Origin of the sequence: Crocinitomix catalasitica ATCC 23190 (assembly GCF_000621625.1) — a bacterium.
GTDB lineage: Bacteria > Bacteroidota > Bacteroidia > Flavobacteriales_D > Crocinitomicaceae > Crocinitomix > Crocinitomix catalasitica.
In genome coordinates this window covers 85,818-109,547 of the sequence record NZ_JHXV01000015.1, presented here as the reverse complement: position 1 = coordinate 109,547, position 23,730 = coordinate 85,818, and the positions used below count along the sequence as shown (strand labels likewise).

The window sequence follows — 23,730 nt, the reverse complement described above, 5'->3', positions numbered from 1 at the left end:
CCAACACATGAAAAGAGATAAAATTATTTATTATATCGCAACAGGAGTATTAAGTGCAATCATTTTGTTTTCAGCAAGCATGTATATATTCAACCACGACGCAATCACCGTAGCATTTACAACTTTAGGTTATCCAACATACCTTATATACCCTTATGCTGCTGCAAAAATAGTTGGGATAATTGTATTGTGGAATACCAAGTATATGATCTTAAAAGAATGGGCTTATTCGGCATTCTTTTTTGCAATTATTTTAGCCTTTTTCGCACACATCATGATTGGTGATGGTGGGCAATCAGGAGCAATATTGGCATTTATCGCATTAACCGTTTCTTATATTTTCAAGCGAAGAATTCAAGGTTAATTGAAAACGTAAATGCAACCTATTTAGCATAACACAATATTTACTACTTTTAAAGAATCTTTGATCGGCATACATCTTTACCAATCTAAAAAAGTATTTAAGTATGAAAACATTAAAAAGCACACCCTACCTGATGTTTGCAATTATTTTATTGGCGTTAGGAAGCTGTACGAGTATTGATGCATCAGATGGTGACGCTATGAATCATGTTTTCAATGAAACCGATTTTAACGCGGTTAATCTTCAAGATGGAGGGGTATTAACATTTACCGAATCAAATACTGTTTCAATAATTGTAAATACCACCCAAGCGGTGATTGATGCAATGGATATTGAAGTCGATAACTCAATTTTAACCATCAAAACAAAAGACGGACAACGAATTTCGAATAGCGATGCGATTAAGATCACAATCACAGCCCCTAATGTCAACACATTTATCAATTCGGGTAGCGGCGATATAAACATTACAAAGACCAATACCGATTCAATGCCAATTTTTAATTTGGTTGTGTCTGGTTCGGGGGCTATTTCAACAAATAGAGCTTATGCGAATGTGCAAAGCATGACCGTTTCAGGCTCAGGTAATATAACAACTAACGAGGTTCTAGCTGAAAATTGTCAAGCAACAATCAGCGGCTCTGGAAGTATAAATTGCAATAGTGGAACCGCAACAAAGTCGATCATTACCATAAGCGGAAGTGGAAGTTATGAAGGAGCAGATATGCTCTCAAACAATGTCACCACAAAAATTAGCGGTAGCGGCACGGCAAAAGTCAATGCAAAAGGAAGATTAAATGTTGCCATCAGTGGTTCTGGCGATGTAACTTATAAGGGTAGTCCAAAAGTAGAAATGTCAGCTTCTGGTAGTGGGAGATTGATTGATGGGAATTGAGGTAGTGGGGTCAAACTCAATAAATGAAGACTTACATATCAGAGAACTAAACGATTAAAATTCGATTTACAGTATTGAATATCTAAATAATTTTCATATATATTCCCAGATGTATAAAAATCTCACACGGATTGGAATAGGGGCATTGACATTGTCCATTCTTTTCAGTCTATTTATTAATTATGTGTTTTACAATGGTCTCATTTACCAATTCAAATACTCCGTTACAGGTTTTTTTATATTAGGATTAGTGCTTGACTTTCTAACTTTTACCGCCTTAGTCAACTTATCAGTCCGATATCGTTATAAACTCTTAATCTTATTGTGCTTATTCTCTTTTTTAGTCAGTATCTTTTATTACTATTATGTTTATCAAGATATCGAAAACAAAGAACAATTCGCAAATATCGAACAGATTAATTTCTATTATTACTTACTACTCATAGCTAATATTCTAATGGCAATTGGCATGATTTATTCAAAATCAAAAGAAGATAAATACCTCTATACATTAGGTGTACTCGCTTTTATATTTTCAGTCCTTAATTTAACTTTTTCCTATTTTGAAAGCTACTACGTTACTTATATTCTTGGCAACCTAACACCATTCATTTATCTTATTTTAATTAAGCGTTATTATAATGAATTGGGTAATAATACAATTAATGATCCTGAAGTATTAGACAATGATTTTTAGGTTGAAAATGAAGAACTCCGACCCATATATGACTATAGGATAATGATTTTTTCAGTATAAATTCGACTTCCAGTTTTTTCATTGTAAATAGAAATGATAAATTCACCTACTCCCGTAAATTCAGATTTACTGATAACAAGATTCGCTTCAAAATTATTTATTTTTCTATAGATTTCTTTTCCGAGAATGTCGTTGACGACTATAGTATATTCTCCTATTGCGGTTTCATTAAATTGGAGTGTCACAAAATCTGAAGAAGGGTTTGGATAAATCAAAATATTTTGCTTAGCCCATTCATCTAACCCAAGACAATCAACAAGTGAAATTTCAACAGAATCTGTTCCGAAACATTCATTATCATCTTGATATCGATAATACAATTTATAATCGCCAGCGTCTAATCTACTCGGGTAAAAATTTGACCCAATTATACCTGGTCCAATAAACACGCCTCCTAATGGCTCACCAAACATTGGAAATATTTCACTGTCAACACAAACAATTTCATCTTCCAATTCAGAAAAAGTAACTGTCGGCAAATCATAAACAATAATGTCTTGCTTAATTATTGAATCGCAACCAAATACAGAACTCAAGCTATCATAATAACTGCCACTCGTATTTTTATATTCACCAAAAATTAATACGCTGTCATTTGCACAAATAAAAGCATCTGGTAATACTGAATAAAAAACAGGATTCACAATTAACTCCTGTAGTTTAATGGAATCACATCCCATGATTGATATAAGACTATCATAATAAACTCCTGAGGTAAATTGATACACACCATAAATTAACAAACTATCGCCCTCACAAATAGTCATTTCCGCATCAACGACATTATATTTAGGTTGTATAGCGGTGATAATTGTATCATTTAGGACACATCCTAACGGAGATGTTACTTTAAGACTAATACTATCCTCAACAGCCATTAAATAAAATGAATTACCAGAATAAACATCATCCCAAATATAATCATACGTAATTGGTGACAATTCCACAAACAAACTATCCTCCTCACAAATATTATAAGTTGCTGTGTACTCATTTGAATAAATACTATCGTAGAAAATCTCTACTGTATCAACTGCTAAACAACCACTAAATGTAAACACCTTAACTATATACTCCCCTGCTTCGAAGAAATTTACTGATGCTGTTGAATCGCCTGATGACCATTCATAATGATAATCCCCATCTGAAGTTGACACACTTATTGTATCCCCATAACAAAAAATGGTATCAGATATTGGCGTCAAAACAGGAAAAATAGTATCAATAAAAATATAAGTACTGTCTTCAAAAACATTTCCGAATCTGTCAACAACAATAACACTTACCAAACTGGTCGAATCTACTATAATTGTTTCCGTTATTTCACCAGTACTCCAACTATAGGTATCATACCTTCCAACATCTAACAAAATAGAATCCCCTATACATGCAAAAATAGTATCAGACGAAAAACTAAGCGGAGTAATTCTAAAATAATCACCTGCATCCGCTCCTATATCGGTCGGTGTTAAATCACCACGAATATCTCCATCAATATCTGTAGTTAGTTCAGATAAAGTTCCTTGGCCTTCCGAATAATTGTCTTCTTGGAGATGCAAATCAATTAGTTCAATCCCACCATCCGTATTAATAAATCTATGAGGAGCAAAAAAACTATTCAAATCTTTTCCTCGCTCTTGCCAATCTTCAAAAGTAATATCCTCATCAAAACGATCATCGTTCCCCATAAAATATTGATTATAATCACATACTTCCACATAATCATCCTCAAAAATAGTTGCATAGTCTACCAATGGATAATAGCCGTCAGAGGCAAAAATATTATTTGTTATAATAATGTTTTTTTCAATAGGAGATGGCCACCTATCAATTGAAATCGTTTTACACTCGCCGTAATAATAATTATCAAGTGAATCCCCTTCGAGATAGATAGAATTATGATTAATTATTGTTGAATCTTGATCCGAAAAGTGAATAGCAATTCCAAAAATCGAACAAGAATCTTGAATAGTTTGACCCAAATCATCTCTCCCTAAAGAAATCATATTGTTTTCAATTTTAGTATTCGTCCGCGAAATAATGCCAGCAATATCTCCTCTAGCACCCTTTGACTGCAAACTGTGTACAAAATTATTAGAAATAATCACAAAACCAGTTGTAACATAATAGCTGTTAGAAATTCCAACAACATATCCATCACGCTCTAAATTCTCTTGAGTAAGTGAAAACACCTCATTATTATCAACAATTATCGGGTTATTTCGCGGCTTCACACAAATCCCAATAATATCATCCAAATAAGGCAATAAATTTTCGCTTGTAAGTTTGTAAACTTTATTGTCAGTTACCCTAGTACAAATATAATCTAATGGTCCGTCAATAATGGTATTACTCTCCATTATAATCCCATTTAACCCCCAATTTTTATTATGTAAATTTCGTATTATATTATTGCTCACTATAATTGTATCATTCAAAGATACACCAGCGCGAATACCTTCCAAACCGGATTCCGAAATAATGTTTTTATCCATTTCACCGCCCAGTATATTCCCACTTATAATGGTTCTAGATTTTGCCGAACTAGAATAAGCCATTCGAATCAAAGAAAGATTTATACCACCCGTTGCTTCTACGCCATAAATTTCATTATTACTAATTGACACTTGCTGATAACAATCCAAGCATGGAGCCGTATTTTTAATTAGACTCATTTCAACTCGAGAATCATTCCCTTCATAAAAAACACTTTGATAAATTTCAGGGTCACCAATTCGGTTACTATCAATAAGAACATTATCACATCTTGTAAAAATAAGTGTGGAATTATACCTTCCCCCCCATATATAATTTATGTGTACATTTTTAATAGTGTTTTTTGAAACTGACGATTCTACTATGCTATCCGCCCGTAATTCTATAAATTGAAATCCTGAATTGGTTGAGGAAGACGTTCGTACTATCTCCATTTTTTCACCACCAGCTTCAACTTCAGCACCCCCAAACCAATTTTCTCTAATTCTAAAATTATTACCCTTTTCACTTCTTACAGAAATACAATTTGTTAAATCATTACCTATTAAAGTGTCAGTAAAATAAAAACTATTCCCTTTTATTAAATAGTCAGAATTTCCATCTTTTATTCCTATTGCCGAAATACTATTGTCTCCATTTCCAGTTTTTCCAGTTTGTTGACCAAAGTTTTTAAAGGCACAATTCTGAATAGAATTATTAATATTTGGTAATTCAACATCCCCCTCTGCAAGGATTATGTTTTCAATCCAATCATCCTCAAACGGAGCAAAATAACAACCATCAAATATATTGTAACTATTATTGTTTTCACCTATGTAAATGATAGACTCAGCATATCGATTATCTCGTCCTTTTCCTAAAAAATTACAATTAAAAAATTCATTATTTGAAGAATTATTCCTTAATGAAATAGCCGACTGCGCTGAATTATCTTGGAAAATAAATAGTGCATTTTCATCACCGTACCCACCTGGTCGTCCATCGAATTTTATGTGCTTAGCATTATCGAAAACAAACATTAAGGTATCTGTTAAATTCTTTATGACAACACTATCAACTTCAGGCGCCGGTCTGATAGTTATTGTTTTATCAAAATCTGTATTATGATTTTCATTCATAAGAATTGGGAAAACCTCTAATTCAGAATCATAGTCTTCTCCCAACTCTAAAATCAAATGACTTTCAATTTGAAGACAATTAATCGCATTTAATGCCTCTCCAATTGTTTCATAATCTCCTGGTATTCTTTTTACCCCACTCATTTGAGGTGCTACAGTGGTTGTATCAAAGAAGAGTGTATCCAATGTAAGAAATAATCCATAAGGTATAACGGCATAATAATAATCCGTTTCTGGAACTAAAATAGAGTCTTTGAGGTAATATAAATCACCAATTTCATCTGTATCAGTTACTAAATTGTCGAACACCTCATCATACGTAATGCCATCTTCCGATTTTAGAACTTTAAATCCATATTCGTTTTCAGTTGTGTCATGAATTACAAATTCTATACACGAAGCACTAACATCTAAAAATTCCACTAAAGGTAAATTAACAGGCATCGTATCTGGTAAAAAAGACAATTTCGCACCTGAGGGAATCGCACCTGAGACCCTTATGTCATCATCAGCAACATCGTAATCAGCATTAAAATCGACAAAATCATCCGTAGTCTCAATACCTACAAACTTTTCACCCTCTGCACCAAATGTAGGATTGTTATAAGTAAAACCTATTTGGTAGCTTTCTGAAAAAGATCCATCCCAATAAGTTGGTGTATCTCCATATACAAATTCTATTCCTCCTTTTTCATGAATCCAGAGTTGAAATTCATCTAATGCAGAATAGAAGGTTAATGACGATTGAAGATGGACTTGCCAGTGCACAACAAATTTTCTATTTGGAGCAGATCCCACAATTTTATACTTTACAAAGCCATTGTTTCCTGTAGACATAACAGCTCTCATTGGTGCTATAGAAGTATACCTAGTATTTAACAAAATACTATGACTAAACTGATTGCCTAGCCTTACAATCCCTCGTGAATTAATAATTAAAGAATCATAACAAATTCCAGCCATACAAGATGTAAAACCATCACCAAAAGCTATTGTTTCCTCACTGTACCCCTCTCGATAAGCACCTATCGCAATTGTTGCATCTGTCATATCTTCCAATAAAACATCTAATTCTGTCGAAAAAGGGTAATTTTCTGCATTCACCAATTGACCATTACTATTTAACGTAAACAGCAAAAAAAAGGGAAACGACAACCTTAAAAAAAGAAAATTCAAAAATCGATCGTTAAATTTAAAATTCAACGTTTTTACAAGCTTCATTAGCACAAAAGTTAAGTTAGGGTTTACTTTGGGCTAAATTTAATTAAAAAACCTTACTTCGACTACTATCGGCAAAGCCGATATTCGCTCAGCATAAACACTTCGATAAACTCAGCGCAACGCTCCCCGCCCAGATGGGCCTAAAACAAAAAATCCCCTCCGTAAAAACGGAGAGGATTTTTCTGTTGTCCCTTCCGATCACTATCGGAAAGGGCTTACTTCGACTACTATCGGCAAAGCCGATATTCGCTCAGCATAAACTTCTCGCCCAGGTGGGCCCAAAACAAAAAATCCCCTCCGTAAAAACGGAGAGGATTTTTCAGTTGTCCCACCAGGGCTCGAACCTGGACTCTTTTGTACCAAAAACAAACGTGTTGCCAGTTACACCATGGGACATTATTATCTTTTATCTCAGTGTTGCCTCCCGATCACTATCGGGATACACCATGGGACATTATTATCTTTTATCTCAGTGTTGCCTCCCGATCGCTATCGGGATACACCATGGGACATTATTATCAATAATCTAAGTGTATCCTTTAATTGCTTTCATGACACACAGCATTTCTTCAAATGCGGATGCAAATATACATATATTTTTTTCTTCTACAATAAAAACTTAAAAAAACTTAATTCGATCGTTAAAAAGCAACCTATTTGCCTATTTCGAGTTTTTTAAGAATATTCATCAAAATATATTTTTAAATTCGCAGTGCTGAAAACATTAATTATGGAGTATAAAAAACTGAATACGATAATAGGATGGATGGTATTTTTATTTGCCACCACGGTTTATTTTATGACAATCGAACCCACAACCAGTTTATGGGATTGTGGAGAATATATAACAACCGCCTTTAAACTAGAAGTTGGTCACCCACCTGGAGCACCTCTATTTATGATGCTTGGAAGATTATTTACTGTATTCTCATCACCTGAAAATGCAGCAATGATGGTCAACTTAATGTCGGCACTTTCAAGTTCTTTTACGATATTGTTTTTGTTTTGGACGATCACTATGTTGGCCAAAAAAATTCTTTTATCTCCTAAATTTTCTATTTTCTCTACTAAAGAAGAAAATGAAGCGAACGATCTTAACTATACAAAATCAGAAGTAAGCAAAACTGCTTTATCTGACGGACAAAAATGGGCCATACTTGGCAGTGGTTTAATTGGTGCCATGGCTTATACATTTACAGACTCATTCTGGTTTTCAGCTGTAGAGGGTGAGGTATACGCAATGTCATCATTCTTTACCGCACTTGTTGTTTGGGCTATTTTTAAATGGGATCACGAATTATTTGAACAAGAGCATCAGACTGAAGAGGAAGAATTACACGCCAAAAATGCAGATAGATGGATCATCCTAATCTTCTTCATGGTTGGGCTTTCGATCGGTGTCCATTTATTGAACTTATTGTCTATTCCTGTAATTGCATACGTAATCTACTTTAGAAAATATAAAAAGTCAACTGTATTAGGTTTCATTTTAACTGGAATTATTGGCGTTGCAGCTTTAGGAATTATTCAATCAATCGTCATCCCAAAAACTGTTCAAATTGCAGGTTGGTTCGAAAGATTTTTCGTGAATGGATTAAGTTTACCATTCAATTCAGGAACAGTTTTCTTCTTTTTATTATTGACAGGAATAATTGTTGCCCTTTTAATGTGGTCGAAAAAATCAGGTAAAACCATAATCAATACGATAACTTGGAGTGCTACTATGATTTTTATTGGTTATTCATGTTTTGCCATGATTGTAATTCGTTCGAATGCCAATACGCCATTAGATGAGAATGACCCTGAAAACTTGGTAAGTTTAGAGTCATATTTAAAACGTGAACAATATGGAGACTGGCCAATTCTTTATGGTCAATATTACAATGCTGAAAGAAATCCTTCAAGTGAATGGGCGGACAGAAGTGATGTTTATTTACGTCGTTTTGTTGCAATCAATTCTAAAAACGAAGAATTAAAAGGATTTAAAACTGAAGCTGAAGCAAAAGAATTTGTTGGCGATCAGAATATGACGATTGTCGAAAAATATTTTCAGACCTTTGACGGAAGTAGAGGCAAACCAACTTATAAAAGTGAACAAAGTACTGTTTTCCCAAGAATGTATAGTTCTGAAGCTAGACATGTTCAAGGTTACAAAGATTGGTCTGGTGTAACAGGAAATAGAACACCAACCATGGGCGAAAACTTGCGTTATTTTGCGAGTTATCAAGTCGGCTGGATGTACTGGAGATATTTCATGTGGAATTTCTCTGGTAGACAAAGTGACGAACAAGGACATGGTAATGCCTTTGACGGCAACTGGATTTCAGGTCTCAATTTTATTGATAAACATCATATCGGGGACCAAACTTTAGCACCAACAATTATTACTTCGAATCCTTCGCACAATAAATACTATATGTTGCCGCTAATTTTGGGTATCATCGGATTTATTTTTACGTTAACACATGCTTCCCGTTCGTGGTGGTTGGTGATGTTACTCTTCTTATTGACAGGATTCGCAATTATTATATATCTGAATCAGAAACCAATTGAACCAAGGGAAAGGGATTATGCGTACGCCGCCTCCTTCTATGCCTTCTCAATTTGGATTGGATTATCCGTATTGGCACTTTACCGAGCATTTAAATCAATGGTATGGAAAGAATTGGCGATTATTGTTGGTGTACTTGTTGGATTTGGTTTAATCTTCAGTGTTGGACAACAATTAACAGCAGCTATGAGCTTCTTCTATATGGCGTTTATTATTGGCGGCGCATATGCCCTTATGATTCTACTCCGTACTGGTGTGAAAAAAGAAGCCCACGGAGCAATTATCGCTACTTTAATAACATTGCCTGTTCCAATTATTATGGGAATGCAAGCATGGGATGACCACGATAGAAGTAATCGATATACAGCAAAAGCCATCGCTCATAATTATTTAACGAGTTGTGATGATAATGCAATTATTTATACCAATGGAGATAATGATACATTCCCATTATGGTATTTACAAGAGGTTGAAAATGAAAAAACAAGCGTAAGAGTTTGTAACTTAAGCCTTTTAAACACAGATTGGTATACTGAGCAAATGACGAAACGTGCATATGACTCTGATCCTTTACCTATCTCTTTTACGGAAGAGCAATATAGACAAAACGGTTTGCGAGATTATATGTTCATTGCATCGACTAATATGTTGACAATGCGAGCGATTGTAATTGAGCCTAAATGGAAAGCTGTTTTAGACAAAAAGATAGAATCTAACCCTACCATTTTTAAAGCAGCTTATGCACAGGCAGGTCAAGAATTACAGCGATTATTAGCTGCAACTAACTTTGCTCAGCTTAAACCTGATCTTTTAGCGCAATTGAGCAATATGCACAATACTTCTAATTATTATGATTTTAGAAATCTTATTTTTAATCTAATTCAACGAAGTGGAGAGTTTGGCTTAAATGAGACGCATACGAATCCTATGCAAGGTATTTTAACGAAATTCAATGATGCATTTGATTATTTACCGCTTCCTTATGTCATGGATTTCATGAAAGATGATGCGAACACTTTAGAAGTACAACAAGGACTTGATTTATTAGTTGTACCATGTAAAGGTTTCACATTACCGGTTGATAAAGAAAAAGTATTGGCGAATGGAATTGTAAGTGAGAAATATGCTGATAGAATTTTAGATGAATTGAGATGGCAATTGCCAAATATTCAAACCATTTATAAGAACGATTTAATGATCTTAGATATGGTTGCGAATTTCGATTGGAATAGATCTATCTACTTCGGTAGTTCAACAGATAGAAGAACTTTCTTAGGATTAAATAAATATTTCTTCTCTGAAGGATTGGTTTACAAATTTGTACCTATAGAAACTGTACCAAGCAGAAACCCTAATACATTGGGTGAAGTCAATACAGATGCTTTATATGCGAATTTAATGGAGAAATTCAGTTGGGGAAATATGAATGTTGAAGGTGTATTGGTTGATTATTACAGTCAACGTTTAACAAACAACTACCGCGTTCAATTTAGTGTATTAGCTGATGCTTATGTTGAAGTAATTGAAAAGGAAAAACAAAAACTGAACATAATGCAACAAATTGCAAAAGCGGAACATGAAAACCCTTATGCACCAATCCCTACTCAATTTGGCACATTTATTCCAAGTGAAATCCCTTCTGAAACTAAAAAATCAGAAGCTATAATCGCTGATGCTAAAACTAAAATAAACGAAGTATTGGACAGAGCTTTTGAAGTTATGCCACATTCAAATGTTCCATTCAAGAAAGTTATTCCTTCATATATTTCTACTTATTATCAAGCAGAAAATGAAGAAAAAGCACAATTGTACACGAACCAAATGTTTGATTTGTACGAAGAAGAGTTAGACTATTTCTTCGATATTGATCCGAAATTTAGTAGCTTAATGATTGATGATATGTTTAATACATACAGAAGTATATTCTCATTATTTCAATCTGCAACTGTTTACAGTAAAGATGTAGCCTTCCAAGAAGAAATGAATGCTAGGTTTGATGCTGTTAATTTAAAAGTTCAAACAGGAACAAATAATATCCGTAGAGAAAACTCCGCAACTGATAAAAAAATACAACATACTTTTGACGCTTTCTTTGATCGATTCAAAGACCTTTAAGAGTGATTACAATTAGAGCATTTAAATTTCCCAAATGGCTGAAAGGTTTTTACCAGACAGCCATTTGGGATTTTTCTTTAAATGCTACTGAGAAGAACTCAATCTATCTTACTTTTGACGATGGTCCCAACCCAATAACCACACCTTGGATATTAGATATATTAGGCCAATACAATGCAAAAGCAACTTTCTTTTGCTTGGGTAACAATGTCGAAGAACATACTTCTCTTTATCAAAACATTATTGAACAAGGTCATAGTATTGGGAATCATACAATGCATCATTTACATGGATGGCGCACCCGAACAAAAGACTATGTTCAAGATGTAATTGCAGCAGCTGAACATATCGATTCCCATTTATTTAGACCTCCATACGGTAAAATAAAAAAGAAACAGCTCAATCAATTAAAGGAATTAGGATACACGACCGTGTTTTGGTCACATATCACTTACGATTTCGATAAGTCTCTATCAACGGAAAAACGAATGAGAAAAACGAATGAAGCCATTTTTCCAGGTGCGATTCTAGTTTTTCACGATTCGGAAAAAGCTTTCGCACAAATTAAAATAGAATTGCCAAAATTGATGGAAGAATGGGCCAGAATGGGTTATACCTTTGCGGCAATACCTACCTCATAATCCTAAAATTCAAATCCAACTGTTCTGAAGGAACGCTTTTATATCTTGGCACGCATTCCTCTATTACAACAATACCCCCTCAAGTCCCAAAGGGACGCTTTTCAAAACCATGCCTTGCTTAAGAAAACTTCTTCTTTACTATGCGCGATTGAAATAGTCATTTTCAGATTATGAAAAATAGTTAAAGATAAGAAAGCCTGATACGTTTACCATCGTTGTTCTTAACGATAATAAAGAAGGCGGAAATCAAATTTAACAATAGATTTGTTTTAAGTAAATCTCAATACTTTTAAACAAAAAAATCCCGATCATTTGGCATAATGACCGGGAATTATGAAAAAAATCTACTATTTTACTTACGCTTACTTTTAACCTGAAATTGGCTATTACAATTCTACATAGAAGCCATTAATAAGTAATAATAAACAAATTAGAGATTTACAACTTCTATAAAATAATTATCAATGAATTAATGGCTTTCCTCCGGATAAATAGAAATTATCTTACGCAGCGTTATGATTTTTCGAATTAGTAATAATCCTTCAAAACCATGCCTTGCTTAAGAAAACTTCTTCTTTACTATGCGCGATTGAAATAGTCATTTTCAGATTATGAAAAATAGTTAAAGATAAGAAAGCCTGATACGTTTACCATCGCTATTCTTAACGATAATAAAGAAGGCGGAAATCAAATTTAACAATAGATTTGTTTTAAGTAAATCTCAATACTTTTAAACAAAAAAATCCCGATCATTTGGCATAATGACCGGGAATTATGAAAAAAATCTACTATTTTACTTACGCTTACTTAATGAAAAATAGTTAAAGATAAGAAAGCCTGATACGTTTACCACCACTGTTCTTAACTGCAACAAAGATGGTGAGTTTTGACAGTTAAATATGTTAACCAATCGTTAAAGAATTAAAGTATTCTGTTAAAATCTGTTAAACGTAAATTAAGTAAAACCAATGTTTTAAAAGTGGAATGAAGCTCCAAAACTGAACGGGTAAGCCAATTCAGACGCTCCATCATCATAAAGGGATAACACATTATAATTCGCGAAGAGACCAAAGTCCTTATATCCAATTCGAACAGTACCGGTCAGTTGAAATGCATTTAAATTATAGTCTCCTTTTTCTTTAGTTTTAGATTCTTTTCCGCCTGGCACTTCGTATTTGTATTTTACGTTCGCACCCATTTTTAAACCACCAATTACACCAAAAGCTACATGGAAATTATTTTCGTGATATTTAGATGTATTAATTTGGAAAAGAATTGGAATATTAAAAGTATTCACACGCAATTGATTTTTTGTGAAGCCTCTAAAATAAGTCGAATCCAACACGCCAAAAGTTGTATCACCAACAGTATTTAACGTAGTATAAGCATCCTTAAAACCATAACGACTATTCGTGAACCCAATTCCAGTTACGATACCAAAATAATCACCTATTATTTTAATCCGTTGTTCTAATAAATTAAAACTAAAAACAAAAGAGTTTCCTGGATCAGTCTGTAAATGGTGTCCACTAAAGGAATTCTGGAAATCACCATTCATTGGAACATTGACACCGATCTCAAAACCTGACCAATAAGTTAATGCATTCTTATCTCCCATTTTATGACCAACATGAATACTACCGTCGTCGTCATCTCCGCTTACTTCAATAGTATCACTTTCAACAATAATGAATTCGTGTCTACCAATTTTAAACCTTGTTGTATCACTTTTTTCTTGGGCGATTAATGAGAATGAACTCACTAAACAAAAACAAAATAGGAATATATTTTTCATGATTATAATTATTAATTTATTCTTTCAGTATTTATAATAGGACGTTACTTTAAAGGGAATGTTACAGCTATTTAGATTTTTTTCTTTCAAATTCAAAACTACCCAATTTAAATCGGTAAGCCACATAACTAGTAGAGTTCTTTATTTTATCACGTTCAAAAACTACAGGTCTATTTATTGCATTTCCAGCAGCATTTGTGATTAATTTAAAAGGTTGTTCTGATTGGAGTAAAACAGCCATGTCATTTTTGCTATCTTCAGTTGCAATCCTATCTTGTTCATTTAGTTTTTCGGGGGTAGACATCGCAATTAAAACAGGCATTTCATTATTATCTGTACGCTTTATTGATTTTAACTTTTTTGGGGAAAATTGAACTTTATCAATATTTCTTCTCTTAATCGCTTTTGTTGTTTTTGAACCTCTCAAATCTTTGCTATCTTCTGAATTAAGAATATTAACAATACCTGCAGATGAAGCTATTAGGTCACTGTCCGTTGAATTATTTACAGAATTAGATTCAATATTTTCGTTAACTTCAACTTGTGTAGAAACCAAATCATTTGGTGAAACAATAATCTCTTCCTCTACATTCATTATGTCCTCATATAAAGGCAACGAACGAGAAGCATATTTTCTATTTGGTGAATTGCCATTCAAACCGAATGAAATTAAAATCATAACAACTGCAGCTGCAGCAACTATTTTAGTAAAAAGAGGAATTACAGGCGCATCGTTCTGTTTTAATACCTTTTTATTAGGATGAACAATAGTTTGATCAGCAACTAGAATTGTAGATTGATAGTTAGCATATAATTTATGTAAATTATGCTTTTCTATATAAGCGATTAGGTGCTTTTGTTGATTTGCAGACAATTGCTTTTCTATACTCGTTACCATTATATCATCAACAGTACCTGCTGTAATTAATAAATGGTCATCATTTACTTTCAATTCATTCTTAGCATCGTAAATTGTTTCATCCGCAACTAATGCTAAATCATTCATGTTTATATCAAGCTCTTGAGCAAGATTAGGATGACGATCCAAAAATTTATTCAACTCAACCACCTCGGCATCTCCCAGATTTCCCTCTAAGAAATCAAGAAAAAATGATTCATAATTATTTATATTAATCTTTTCCATTTTATCAATCTAATACTGCCTCAACACTAACTAAAATATCCTTTAATTTTTTCCGGGCTCTAAAAATATAAACCTTTACTTGACTTTCATTTAAATTTGTGATCTCACCAATCTCATCATAACCATAACCTTCATAATCTCTCAATAAAACAAGAGATTTTTGAATGTCACTCAATTGGTTCAATGCATGATCTAATTTCACCTTTAAGTCTATATTCTTCATTCCTAAATCTTCAACCGGAAGATTTTGACTTTCAATATCAGTTTTATACTTCTCTTTTCTAACCAGGTCGATTAACGTATGGTGAGCAGCAGTAAAAAAATATGACTTCGCTTTGCTATAATCAACCTTCTCATGTTTTACCCAAACTTTGGTAAAAGTTTCTTGTACAATATCTTTGGCCGCATCAATATTGCGGATATGTTTCAATACAAACCGATAAATATTATCAGCATATAAATCCACACAAATATTATACTCTTCGTTTGTCATTTAAGGCCAAGTTATTGTTAGGACGGCTTTAGATCTAATAAGTTACAGTTCGCATTCAAGTTTCAAAAAATAATACCAAATTGGTCATCTAATTTATCAAGAAAGAATTTAAGTTCCCTTAATAATTATTAATTTTGCAGATATGTTAAGTTTAGATCCTAGTGAATTATCAATACCAGTCTTACATGGGTATTTATTGGGGGCAGTTGGCCCTCGACCTATCGCTTTTGCGAGCACAATTGATGGCAAAGGAATTCCAAATTTGGCACCTTTTAGCTTTTTTAATGTTTTTAGTGCAAATCCTCCGATAATGATCTTTTCTCCAGCGAGAAGTGGACGGACGAATGAAACAAAAGACACCTATAAAAATGTAAAAGAAATTGGTGAAGTTGTTATTAATGTAGTCAATTTCGATATTGTTCAAAAAATGTCATTAGCTAGTTCTCCTTACGAACCGGAAATTGACGAATTTGAAAAAGCTGGATTTACTAAAATAGCTTCAGACACGATTAGACCTTTCCGTGTTGCAGAATCACCAGTACAATTTGAATGTGTTGTGAATGAAGTTGTAGAATTAGGACAAAATGGTGGTGCTGGAAATTTGGTGATTTGTGAGGTTAAAAAAATTCATATCAACGAAGCTGTTTTAGATGAAAACGGAAAAATTGACCAACATAAAATTGATTTAGTTTCGAGAATGGGAGGAAATTGGTATTGTAGAGCTGACCAAAATTCGATGTTTGAAATTACAAAACCTATCACCACTTGTGGAATTGGTTTTGATGCTATTCCTGCAGACATTAAATCTTCAAATATTCTAACCGGAAACGATTTAGGACAGTTAGGTGGTATAGAAAATTTACCTGACGAAACAGAGGTTAATGAATATAAATTAATAGAATTAAGTGATTTATTTGTTTCTTTGGAGGATGAACAGGAAAAGCTCGAAAAAGAACTACATAAACGAGCAAAAGAATTATTAAATAAAAATAAAATAGAAGAGGCTTGGAAAACCTTGCTTTCTTTTAACAACTAAACAAACCAATATGTACACATTAAAAGGAGAATTAAAAGTGATAAGTGAAGTTCAGCAAATTTCTGACTCATTTAGGAAGAGAGAGTTTGTAGTATTAGATGCTTCTGGACAATATGCGCAAACAATAATGTTTCAAGCTGTTCAAGACAGAGTTGACTTGTTAAATAATTTCAAAGAAGGTGATAACGTAGAAGTTACTTTCTTTTTAAGAGGTAGAGAATGGACAAATCCTAAAGACGGAGTTGTAAGATATTTCAATTCATTAGATGCGTGGAAAATTGAACCATTAGGTGCTGCAGGTGGAACAACAACAGTAGACAATGCTGAAACTTTCGTTGCTGAAGGTGATGACGATTTACCGTTCTAATCAAAAGGTATTAATTATTGATTATTGTTAAATCTAACGATTAGAAGTTTACCCTGAGCTTGTCGAAGGGTTGCTGAAGGTGATGACGATTTACCGTTCTAATTGAATAGAAAAATCGTTTTCGATATAACAATTGGAAGCAAATAATTCAAGCTACAAAAGGATAAAATCAATTGTAGAATTGACAAAAATAATTGGGGTATTCTTTAGGATACCCTTTTTTGTAAACAACAACTTATATGAAGAAAAAAATAATTATCGCAATCGTAATTTTAGCCATTGGAGGCGGAATTGCAGCTTATTTTATGACCAGTGGTCAATATGATAGTAAGCTTGAAAAGTCAACAGTTGACGTAGCTGAAGTAGCTGAAGGTGAAACATGGGTAAATACACTTAAAGACTTAAGTGGTAATTACGTTGTTGTTGCCGGTGAAAATTCAAACGCCGAAATACTCTTCCATGTTGAAGGTTTAAAGAAAACAATTGGTGCTTTTGAAGATTTTAAAATATCATTGGAAATTGGCGAAGATTATTTGACTTCGAAGTTAAATGTCCAAATCCAAACTAGCTCTATTAATACTGGAAATAGCATGCGTGATGAGAGTCTTGCTGAAGCTGACTTTTTTGACATTCCTAATTACCCAACGATCAGTTTCTCTTCTAATCAAATCGTTTTGTCGGATACAGGATATATTGCAAAAGGTGAACTGACATTAATGGGGCAATCCAACGCAATAGATTTACCTTTTAAACATATCGGAAGTGGTACAGATAAAAACAACAATAACTTTCAAGCATTTGAAGGTGAAGTTGTATTTGATAGAACGGCTTATGGTATGCAATCAGTTTCTGGAACGGGCGACATAGTTACTTTAAATTTTTATTGTGAACTTATCGCTACAGAAAAATAATTAGTGACCGAAAAACATCAGCATTATATCATTTTTAAACCTTGGGGATATTTAAGTCAGTTTATTGATAATTCACCAACCCGAAAGAATAAAAAAAAACTCGGGGATCTGCACCCTTTTGATGAACGAACTATGTCCATTGGACGATTAGACCAAGACTCTGAAGGTTTACTGTTATTAACAACGAACGGCAAAGAAAGCTATCGAATTTTAAGCTCGAAATACGAGAAGGAATACTATGTCCAATTGGATGGAATAATCGATCCAGAGGCATTAGAATTGCTCGAGATGGGTGTTGAGATTAGTATTGATTCTGGTAAGTATATGACCAAACCTTGTTTGGCTAAAAAAATTGATGTTCCCGATCTACCCACACGTGCAAAAAAAATAAGAGACGAACGTCATGGGCCAACAAGTTGGGCGAGTATAACTGTGAGAGAAGGTAAATTTAGACAAGTAAGAAAAATGACCGCTGCAGTTGGCTTCCCTACATTGCGATTAGTTAGAGTTCGAATTGGTAAGATTACAATTTTTAACTTTCAAGCTGGACAAGTTGAAGAAGTAGACCAACTGAATGTTTAGAATCCTTCTATAAACTGATCCAAATTCGTTTCTGAACCCAATTGCAATTTCTTTTTAAGTCGATAACGACTCATTTCTAATGATTTGGTCGTAATCCCTTTAATTGATGCTATATCCTTCGCTTTAGTTTTCGTTCGAATTAATCCTAAAAGTTGTTTTTCATTACTCGTTAACTTTGGATATTTCAATGTAATTCTTCGAAAAAATTCATCATTCATTGTCTCCATTTCATTCAAGACTCTATCAACATCTTGACTCATTCTTACATTATTCGCAGACGACTGAAGTAATTCTTTTATTTCATTTAACATTGCACGTAGTTCTAACTTCTTATTAAATTGACAAACACTTCAACCAGTGTTTCTTTCTTGACGTCAAATTTTAAAACGCTCAAATAAAACTTCGATTTAAGTATAATTATGTGTTTAAACGTACGAGTTGTAGATTCCTTACGACATCCATCTTTTTTCACGATTCAAAGGGTAAAGTATCGCAATTAGATAGAAGGGATACCAAAATTGAAACAAGACAATCAATAATAATCCGTTCACACTTAAATTCCTTCCTATAAAAAGTAAAAATAAATCCGTCAAAATTTTTAAAACGATAAGCCAGTAGAATAGACTATCTGTAAAAACATTTAAGAATGAAAAGATGAATACAAACTGAAGAATGATAAGAAACGAACCTCCTAAAAACAAGTCGAAACTCAGGAGATTCTTCATTTTACCCAACCAACGTCTTCTCTGTTTTAGAAGCGGAATAAAACGCTGTGGATTTGCAGTGTAAACTGTCGTTGTTAAATCGTAAGATCCACTAATACTTTTGTTAGCCGACTTAAATTGATTCATTAAAAACATATCATCACCTGAGGCAATATTATAATCTGTTCGGTCTTTATCCAAGGTTAAAAAATCAGATTTATTAAAGATTAAATTTGCTCCATTGCACAACAATGGTTTTGACCAACCAAGACTGCCAAAAGTTATAACTTGTAAAAAAGAAAATTCAATATCCGCCATACGACCGATTAATCCTTTTGAATAGGTTTGAACGGGTAAAACAACCATTCCTTTTGGTAGAATTTTACCAATGCTATTTAGAAAATTCGGCTGAAAAGATATATCGGCATCTAAAGTTAAAATGCAATTGTGTTTCGCTGCTGTTACACCTATTCTGATAGAATGCTTTTTTCCTTTTTTAACTTCATTCTTTATAATCGCGAACGGATACAATAGATTCTCTTCAATTTTAGCTGATGTTCCATCTGTAGAATGATCGTCAATAAACAATATTTGGCAATCTTGGGTATCATCTGATTGATTCAAACTATTGATCAAACCATCGATACGATCAACTTCATTATGAAAAGGAATAATAACCGTATACTTATAATGCTCTTTTTGCTTTCCAAGCATAGGAAGACGCTTAACTCCTACAACCAATATAAAAACAACTAACGTATAAACAACGAATATTATAGCAACAACTATTACCATTATTTTTTAGCAATTAAAAGTGATCCACCAATCAAAGATGGAATAGCGACGTTAATTAACCATAATACAAATCCAGTTAGAATAATAACAGTATTTGGCACTCCTATTTTAGTCAATACAAACAAGGCAGATGCTTCACGAACGAATAATTTACCAAAAGTCAATGAGGGCAAAATCGTCATCACCAAATAAACCAATCCTACACCAATATAAAGAAGGTACAGCTTTTGCGTTTGACCAAATGCTAATAATAATAGAACGTATTGTGATAAGAAAACAACATAACGAAGCGCTGCATAAAACAAAGTAATGACTTTCACTTTAACGCTGCTTTGATCAATAAATAGAATGCCATCTATTAGAGATGTATTCAATATTTTTTTAAACCATGTTTTCAACAAGATTGATGGCTTAAAGTAGAGCCAAAAGCCAACAAATAAACCCAATATAATTATTATAACTATTAACTTAGTTTTGAAACTACCTAATATCAGCATATAAAAAATCAACGCCACTAAACCAAATACAACGGTAATAATGAATTGAGAGAGGTTAGAAAGCAATGTTAAAAGAATAGATTTTGTCTTAATATTCTTCTCCAACTTATAGGTCCTACCAACAAAATTACCCAGTCGATTCGGTGTAAGAATTCCAGTGCTTATTCCAGCTAAAACCCCAGCAAAAGCAGACCGTAATGACATAGATTTTAAAGTTGACATCAGAAATCTCCATTTAACGGCTTCAATTAACCAATTAAAAGGCATTAACAAAAGAAACACGGTAAAGTAGATATATTGACTACCGACAAATTGGATAGCGCTTAATTGTCCTAAAAAGTCATCTTTAATTAGCTTATTGATTATATAAAACAATAAAACACTTGCGAAGAGAATTTTAAGACTAAATATTATTGATTTCCGAGTTTTCAAATTATAGGGATCAGCGATCTATTTTGAAAGTTACATTTTTAGATTAGACTACCAATGTACAGTAATTTTTCCCGTTGATTTTCTACTTTCTAATAAATCATGAGCTTCAGTAATTTCAGTAGCTTTAAAAACACCACCAATCTCAGCTTTTAAATGACCTGATTCCACCAATTTAATCACCTCTTGCATACAATACTGAATCATTTCGGCTTTATTATCGCCAATTTTAAGCATATTCACACCAATAACTGACTTCGACCTCATCATCATCGTTATCGGTAAAATAGCGCCCATTTTACGTACAAAATTCAATGTAGATAATATACCCCACTTTTTACCTGATCTTTCTGAACCTCCGAATAATAATATTCTTCCTCCTGACCCAATTAATTGATAGTCCTTTTTAAAAGTTGAACCGGCAATAGGATTAAAGGTTCCATCTAATCGATCCCCTTCTAACAATTTACTAATGACTTCAAAATAATCCTTTTCACGGTAATTAATCACATGATCGGCACCAAGCTTCGTCATTAACGCCAACTTTCTTTCGCTTCCAGCAGTTGCATATACAATACAACCTTTAGCTTTTAACAGTTGAATTAATGCTGAACCTACTCCGCCTGCTCCAGCATGAACTAAAACACGATTCCCAGGGAAAAAGTTTGTAATTACTGTAGACATATAATAGGCAGTAACGAATTGAGTAGCGATACACAATGCTACATCAGTATCCATATCTCCAATCAAACCGAAGCCCAACTGATTCACTTTAGCATATTCAGCATAGCCCCCAAAACGGGTAAAAGCAATTACACGTTTACCTATAAAATCATCAGATATATTCGTTCCAACGGTATGAATAATCCCTACCACCTCGTAACCTAATACGGATGGCAACGCTGGCGCCTCACGATATAAACCATTTCTTGCCATAACATCTGCATAGTTCAATCCAAATGCATCTACTTTAACGATGACTTCATCATCTTCAGGTAGAGGAATAGCTATATCCCGTATTTCAAAAGCTTCCTTTGAAACACCATTTTTAATAAGATGTACCGCTTTCATTTTTATTATTTTGATTTACCAGAAACAACCACAACAAACTCCCCTTTAATTGGGTTATTCTGAAAATGTGTTATTAATTCCTCGGCAGTTCCTCTAACAGTTTCTTCGAATTTTTTTGATATTTCTCGAGAAATTGAGATTTTACGATCTGCGTCAAAAGCCTCCTTAAATTGCGTCAAACATTTAATAATTCGATGCGGAGATTCGTACAGAACAACCGTTCTAGATTCTTCTGCTATCTGTAAAATTCTTGTTTGACGCCCTTTTTTCGTCGGTAAAAACCCTTCATACACAAACTTCTCACAAGGAAAACCAGAATTAACCAATGCTGGCACAAATGCTGTAGCTCCAGGTAAACAATCCACTTCAATTCCACGATCTACACATGCACGAACCAATAAGAAACCCGGATCAGAAATAGCAGGTGTTCCTGCATCAGAAACTAAAGCATAAGTTAATCCGCTTTCAATTTCTTCCACAATTCTTTCAACCGTTTTGTGCTCATTATTCAAATGATGCGCAATTAATTTATTTTGAATCTCGAACTTTTGAAACAACTTGACAGTCGTCCTTGTATCCTCAGCCAAAACGGCATCCACTTCCTTCAAGATTCGTATTGCACGAAAAGTGATATCTTCTAGGTTGCCAATTGGAGTTGGCACTAAATATAATTTTCCCATTATTCAATTCGAACTTCAAACATTTTAGGCCACCATTTGCCAGTCATATAAGTCTTTCCAGTAAACTGGTTATAAGCAATTCCGTTTAACACATCCGATCCAGGTTGCGTTCCTGCAACTACTAACGAATTACAATCAATCTTAGATAAAACTTTACCATTTGTAGTATCAATTTCTACCACAAATTTCTCAGTATACACATTCGCAAAAAGACGACCATTAATTAATTCCAATTCATTTAAATTAAAAACACTCTCTTGATCCGTAAAAACATACATCGATTTTATTATTTCAAATGTTCTAGGATCGCGCCAAACAATTTGATCTGTACCATTACTCATAATAATTTGTTTACCATTATTACAAAGACCCCATCCATCGCCATCATAATTAAATTCACCAATTTGTTTAAAATCCATATCATAAATTAAACACTTACCAGATTGCCAAGTTATCTGATAAATCGTATCATTTAGAATAGTAATTCCCTCTCCAAAATATTGACCATCTAAAGGAACAGATCTTAAATGTGCACCCGTGATTAAATCAACCTCTGCCAGTATGGATTGATTATTTCGACCGGTTCCTTCATACAATTTACCCTTATAAAATTCTAACCCTTGGGTATAGGATTTTTGATTGTGTGCCAATTCTTTTTCAATAAAAACAGTTTTGTATTCCGGCTCCACATCAGAGAATAGTATAATTTCTTGTAAATCCGAATATGTTTTACCGTCTTTACCTTTAGCGGTTAAATTGACTAAAAACTTACCGACACTCATTTCTTTCGTGTCTAATGTAAAATTACTATTTGAATTTAACATGTATTCTTCATCGCCAACACTGACTTTAGTATCGGTAAAAGCAAAACTAGAATCTAGCATAATTACCAACTCAACTTTATCTCCAATTACAAAGTTCTTATTTGCTGTAGTCAACTCTATACTCAAAGGAGTTACAACCGGTATAATTAATTCATTAGAACCTTTATTAGAATCGTCGTTACAAGACGCTAAAAAAGCTAAACAAAGAAATAGTGCAAATTTATGCTTTATTAAATTCATTCTG

General features: G+C 33.5%; 19 protein-coding genes and 1 tRNA gene. 9 read left to right on the top strand and 11 right to left on the bottom strand.

The annotated features are described in order from the left end of the window. Positions 1-7 precede the first annotated feature (7 nt). The 3 genes from T367_RS0110420 to T367_RS24905 all read left to right on the top strand — a co-directional run bounded on the left by T367_RS0110420 (position 8) and on the right by T367_RS24905 (position 1,956). Positions 8-364 carry a DoxX family protein gene (locus tag T367_RS0110420; RefSeq protein WP_027419790.1) on the top strand — a complete coding sequence of 119 codons (357 nt, stop codon included), beginning with the start codon at positions 8-10 and terminating at the stop codon, positions 362-364. Positions 365-467: 103 nt separating this feature from the next. Beyond that, positions 468-1,259 (top strand): head GIN domain-containing protein, encoded by a 792-nt coding sequence (locus tag T367_RS0110415; protein ID WP_084274383.1) that lies wholly within the window; start codon positions 468-470, stop codon positions 1,257-1,259. Positions 1,260-1,368: 109 nt separating this feature from the next. Beyond that, positions 1,369-1,956 carry a hypothetical protein gene (locus T367_RS24905; protein ID WP_157454197.1) on the top strand — a complete coding sequence of 196 codons (588 nt, stop codon included), beginning with the start codon at positions 1,369-1,371 and terminating at the stop codon, positions 1,954-1,956. A 32-nt stretch (positions 1,957-1,988) separates the two neighbouring features. Here T367_RS24905 and T367_RS0110405 read toward each other — a convergent pair whose 3' ends face one another. Continuing rightward, positions 1,989-6,851 (bottom strand): T9SS type A sorting domain-containing protein, encoded by a 4,863-nt coding sequence (locus tag T367_RS0110405; RefSeq protein ID WP_027419787.1) that lies wholly within the window; start codon positions 6,849-6,851, stop codon positions 1,989-1,991. Between the two features lie 323 nt (positions 6,852-7,174). Further along, positions 7,175-7,247, bottom strand: a tRNA-Gln gene (locus T367_RS0110400). A 334-nt stretch (positions 7,248-7,581) separates the two neighbouring features. Between T367_RS0110400 and T367_RS23910 the strand changes: the two genes are divergently transcribed. Then, positions 7,582-11,517 (top strand): glycosyltransferase family 117 protein, encoded by a 3,936-nt coding sequence (locus T367_RS23910; RefSeq protein ID WP_027419786.1) that lies wholly within the window; start codon positions 7,582-7,584, stop codon positions 11,515-11,517. A gap of 2 nt (positions 11,518-11,519) precedes the next feature. Further along, positions 11,520-12,158, top strand: coding sequence for a polysaccharide deacetylase family protein (locus T367_RS0110390; RefSeq protein ID WP_027419785.1), 639 nt, complete (start codon positions 11,520-11,522; stop codon positions 12,156-12,158). A 973-nt stretch (positions 12,159-13,131) separates the two neighbouring features. On the opposite strand, the gene T367_RS0110385 is transcribed toward T367_RS0110390, so the two are convergent. From T367_RS0110385 to T367_RS0110375, 3 genes are all read right to left on the bottom strand, one after another. Continuing rightward, entirely contained in the window at positions 13,132-13,953 is an 822-nt protein-coding gene (locus T367_RS0110385; RefSeq protein WP_084274381.1) for an outer membrane beta-barrel protein, read from the bottom strand. Positions 13,954-14,020: 67 nt separating this feature from the next. Next, complete coding sequence (locus T367_RS0110380) at positions 14,021-15,097, bottom strand: hypothetical protein (RefSeq protein WP_027419783.1); 1,077 nt, start codon at positions 15,095-15,097, stop codon at positions 14,021-14,023. A 4-nt stretch (positions 15,098-15,101) separates the two neighbouring features. Further along, positions 15,102-15,590, bottom strand: coding sequence for an RNA polymerase sigma factor (locus T367_RS0110375; RefSeq protein ID WP_027419782.1), 489 nt, complete (start codon positions 15,588-15,590; stop codon positions 15,102-15,104). 142 nt (positions 15,591-15,732) lie between these two features. Between T367_RS0110375 and T367_RS0110370 the strand changes: the two genes are divergently transcribed. The 4 genes from T367_RS0110370 to T367_RS0110355 all read left to right on the top strand — a co-directional run bounded on the left by T367_RS0110370 (position 15,733) and on the right by T367_RS0110355 (position 18,486). Beyond that, complete coding sequence (locus T367_RS0110370; protein WP_027419781.1) at positions 15,733-16,626, top strand: flavin reductase family protein; 894 nt, start codon at positions 15,733-15,735, stop codon at positions 16,624-16,626. 10 nt (positions 16,627-16,636) lie between these two features. Further along, a complete protein-coding gene (locus tag T367_RS0110365; RefSeq protein WP_027419780.1) occupies positions 16,637-16,993 on the top strand; it encodes a DUF3127 domain-containing protein in 357 nt (118 codons plus the stop codon). A 239-nt stretch (positions 16,994-17,232) separates the two neighbouring features. Then, positions 17,233-17,904 (top strand): YceI family protein, encoded by a 672-nt coding sequence (locus T367_RS23905; protein WP_051568487.1) that lies wholly within the window; start codon positions 17,233-17,235, stop codon positions 17,902-17,904. Positions 17,905-17,907: 3 nt separating this feature from the next. Continuing rightward, positions 17,908-18,486 (top strand): pseudouridine synthase, encoded by a 579-nt coding sequence (locus T367_RS0110355; protein ID WP_027419779.1) that lies wholly within the window; start codon positions 17,908-17,910, stop codon positions 18,484-18,486. On the opposite strand, the gene T367_RS0110350 is transcribed toward T367_RS0110355, so the two are convergent. From T367_RS0110350 to T367_RS23895, 6 genes are all read right to left on the bottom strand, one after another. Next, positions 18,483-18,797 (bottom strand): helix-turn-helix transcriptional regulator, encoded by a 315-nt coding sequence (locus T367_RS0110350; protein WP_027419778.1) that lies wholly within the window; start codon positions 18,795-18,797, stop codon positions 18,483-18,485. The two genes, T367_RS0110355 and T367_RS0110350, sit on opposite strands and share 4 nt — an antisense overlap. Positions 18,798-18,935: 138 nt before the next feature. After that, positions 18,936-19,904 carry a glycosyltransferase gene (locus tag T367_RS0110345; protein ID WP_169736051.1) on the bottom strand — a complete coding sequence of 323 codons (969 nt, stop codon included), beginning with the start codon at positions 19,902-19,904 and terminating at the stop codon, positions 18,936-18,938. Between the two features lie 80 nt (positions 19,905-19,984). Beyond that, a complete protein-coding gene (locus T367_RS23900) occupies positions 19,985-20,914 on the bottom strand; it encodes a lysylphosphatidylglycerol synthase domain-containing protein (protein WP_072032191.1) in 930 nt (309 codons plus the stop codon). Positions 20,915-20,962: 48 nt separating this feature from the next. Next, positions 20,963-21,982: a quinone oxidoreductase family protein gene (locus T367_RS0110335; RefSeq protein WP_027419775.1), complete on the bottom strand. Its 1,020-nt coding sequence runs from the start codon at positions 21,980-21,982 to the stop codon at positions 20,963-20,965. Between the two features lie 5 nt (positions 21,983-21,987). Continuing rightward, the gene (gene rsmI, locus T367_RS0110330; RefSeq protein WP_027419774.1) at positions 21,988-22,662 is read right to left on the bottom strand and encodes a 16S rRNA (cytidine(1402)-2'-O)-methyltransferase; all 675 of its coding nucleotides are present in this window, start codon (positions 22,660-22,662) and stop codon (positions 21,988-21,990) included. Next, positions 22,662-23,726 carry a glutaminyl-peptide cyclotransferase gene (locus T367_RS23895; RefSeq protein ID WP_157454195.1) on the bottom strand — a complete coding sequence of 355 codons (1,065 nt, stop codon included), beginning with the start codon at positions 23,724-23,726 and terminating at the stop codon, positions 22,662-22,664. Before T367_RS23895 ends, rsmI begins: the two co-directional genes overlap by 1 nt. Positions 23,727-23,730: the final 4 nt, after the last annotated feature.

Coding starts and splice junctions, on each gene's coding strand:
- T367_RS0110420 (WP_027419790.1), top strand. CDS start 8: ATGAAAAGAGATAAAATTATTTATTATATCGCAACAGGAGTATTAAGT.
- T367_RS0110415 (WP_084274383.1), top strand. CDS start 468: ATGAAAACATTAAAAAGCACACCCTACCTGATGTTTGCAATTATTTTA.
- T367_RS24905 (WP_157454197.1), top strand. CDS start 1,369: ATGTATAAAAATCTCACACGGATTGGAATAGGGGCATTGACATTGTCC.
- T367_RS0110405 (WP_027419787.1), bottom strand. CDS start 6,851: ATGAAGCTTGTAAAAACGTTGAATTTTAAATTTAACGATCGATTTTTG.
- T367_RS23910 (WP_027419786.1), top strand. CDS start 7,582: ATGGAGTATAAAAAACTGAATACGATAATAGGATGGATGGTATTTTTA.
- T367_RS0110385 (WP_084274381.1), bottom strand. CDS start 13,953: ATGAAAAATATATTCCTATTTTGTTTTTGTTTAGTGAGTTCATTCTCA.
- T367_RS0110380 (WP_027419783.1), bottom strand. CDS start 15,097: ATGGAAAAGATTAATATAAATAATTATGAATCATTTTTTCTTGATTTC.
- T367_RS0110375 (WP_027419782.1), bottom strand. CDS start 15,590: ATGACAAACGAAGAGTATAATATTTGTGTGGATTTATATGCTGATAAT.
- T367_RS0110370 (WP_027419781.1), top strand. CDS start 15,733: ATGTTAAGTTTAGATCCTAGTGAATTATCAATACCAGTCTTACATGGG.
- T367_RS0110365 (WP_027419780.1), top strand. CDS start 16,637: ATGTACACATTAAAAGGAGAATTAAAAGTGATAAGTGAAGTTCAGCAA.
- T367_RS23905 (WP_051568487.1), top strand. CDS start 17,233: ATGAAGAAAAAAATAATTATCGCAATCGTAATTTTAGCCATTGGAGGC.
- T367_RS0110350 (WP_027419778.1), bottom strand. CDS start 18,797: ATGTTAAATGAAATAAAAGAATTACTTCAGTCGTCTGCGAATAATGTA.
- T367_RS0110345 (WP_169736051.1), bottom strand. CDS start 19,904: ATGCTTGGAAAGCAAAAAGAGCATTATAAGTATACGGTTATTATTCCT.
- T367_RS0110335 (WP_027419775.1), bottom strand. CDS start 21,982: ATGAAAGCGGTACATCTTATTAAAAATGGTGTTTCAAAGGAAGCTTTT.
- rsmI (WP_027419774.1), bottom strand. CDS start 22,662: ATGGGAAAATTATATTTAGTGCCAACTCCAATTGGCAACCTAGAAGAT.
- T367_RS23895 (WP_157454195.1), bottom strand. CDS start 23,726: ATGAATTTAATAAAGCATAAATTTGCACTATTTCTTTGTTTAGCTTTT.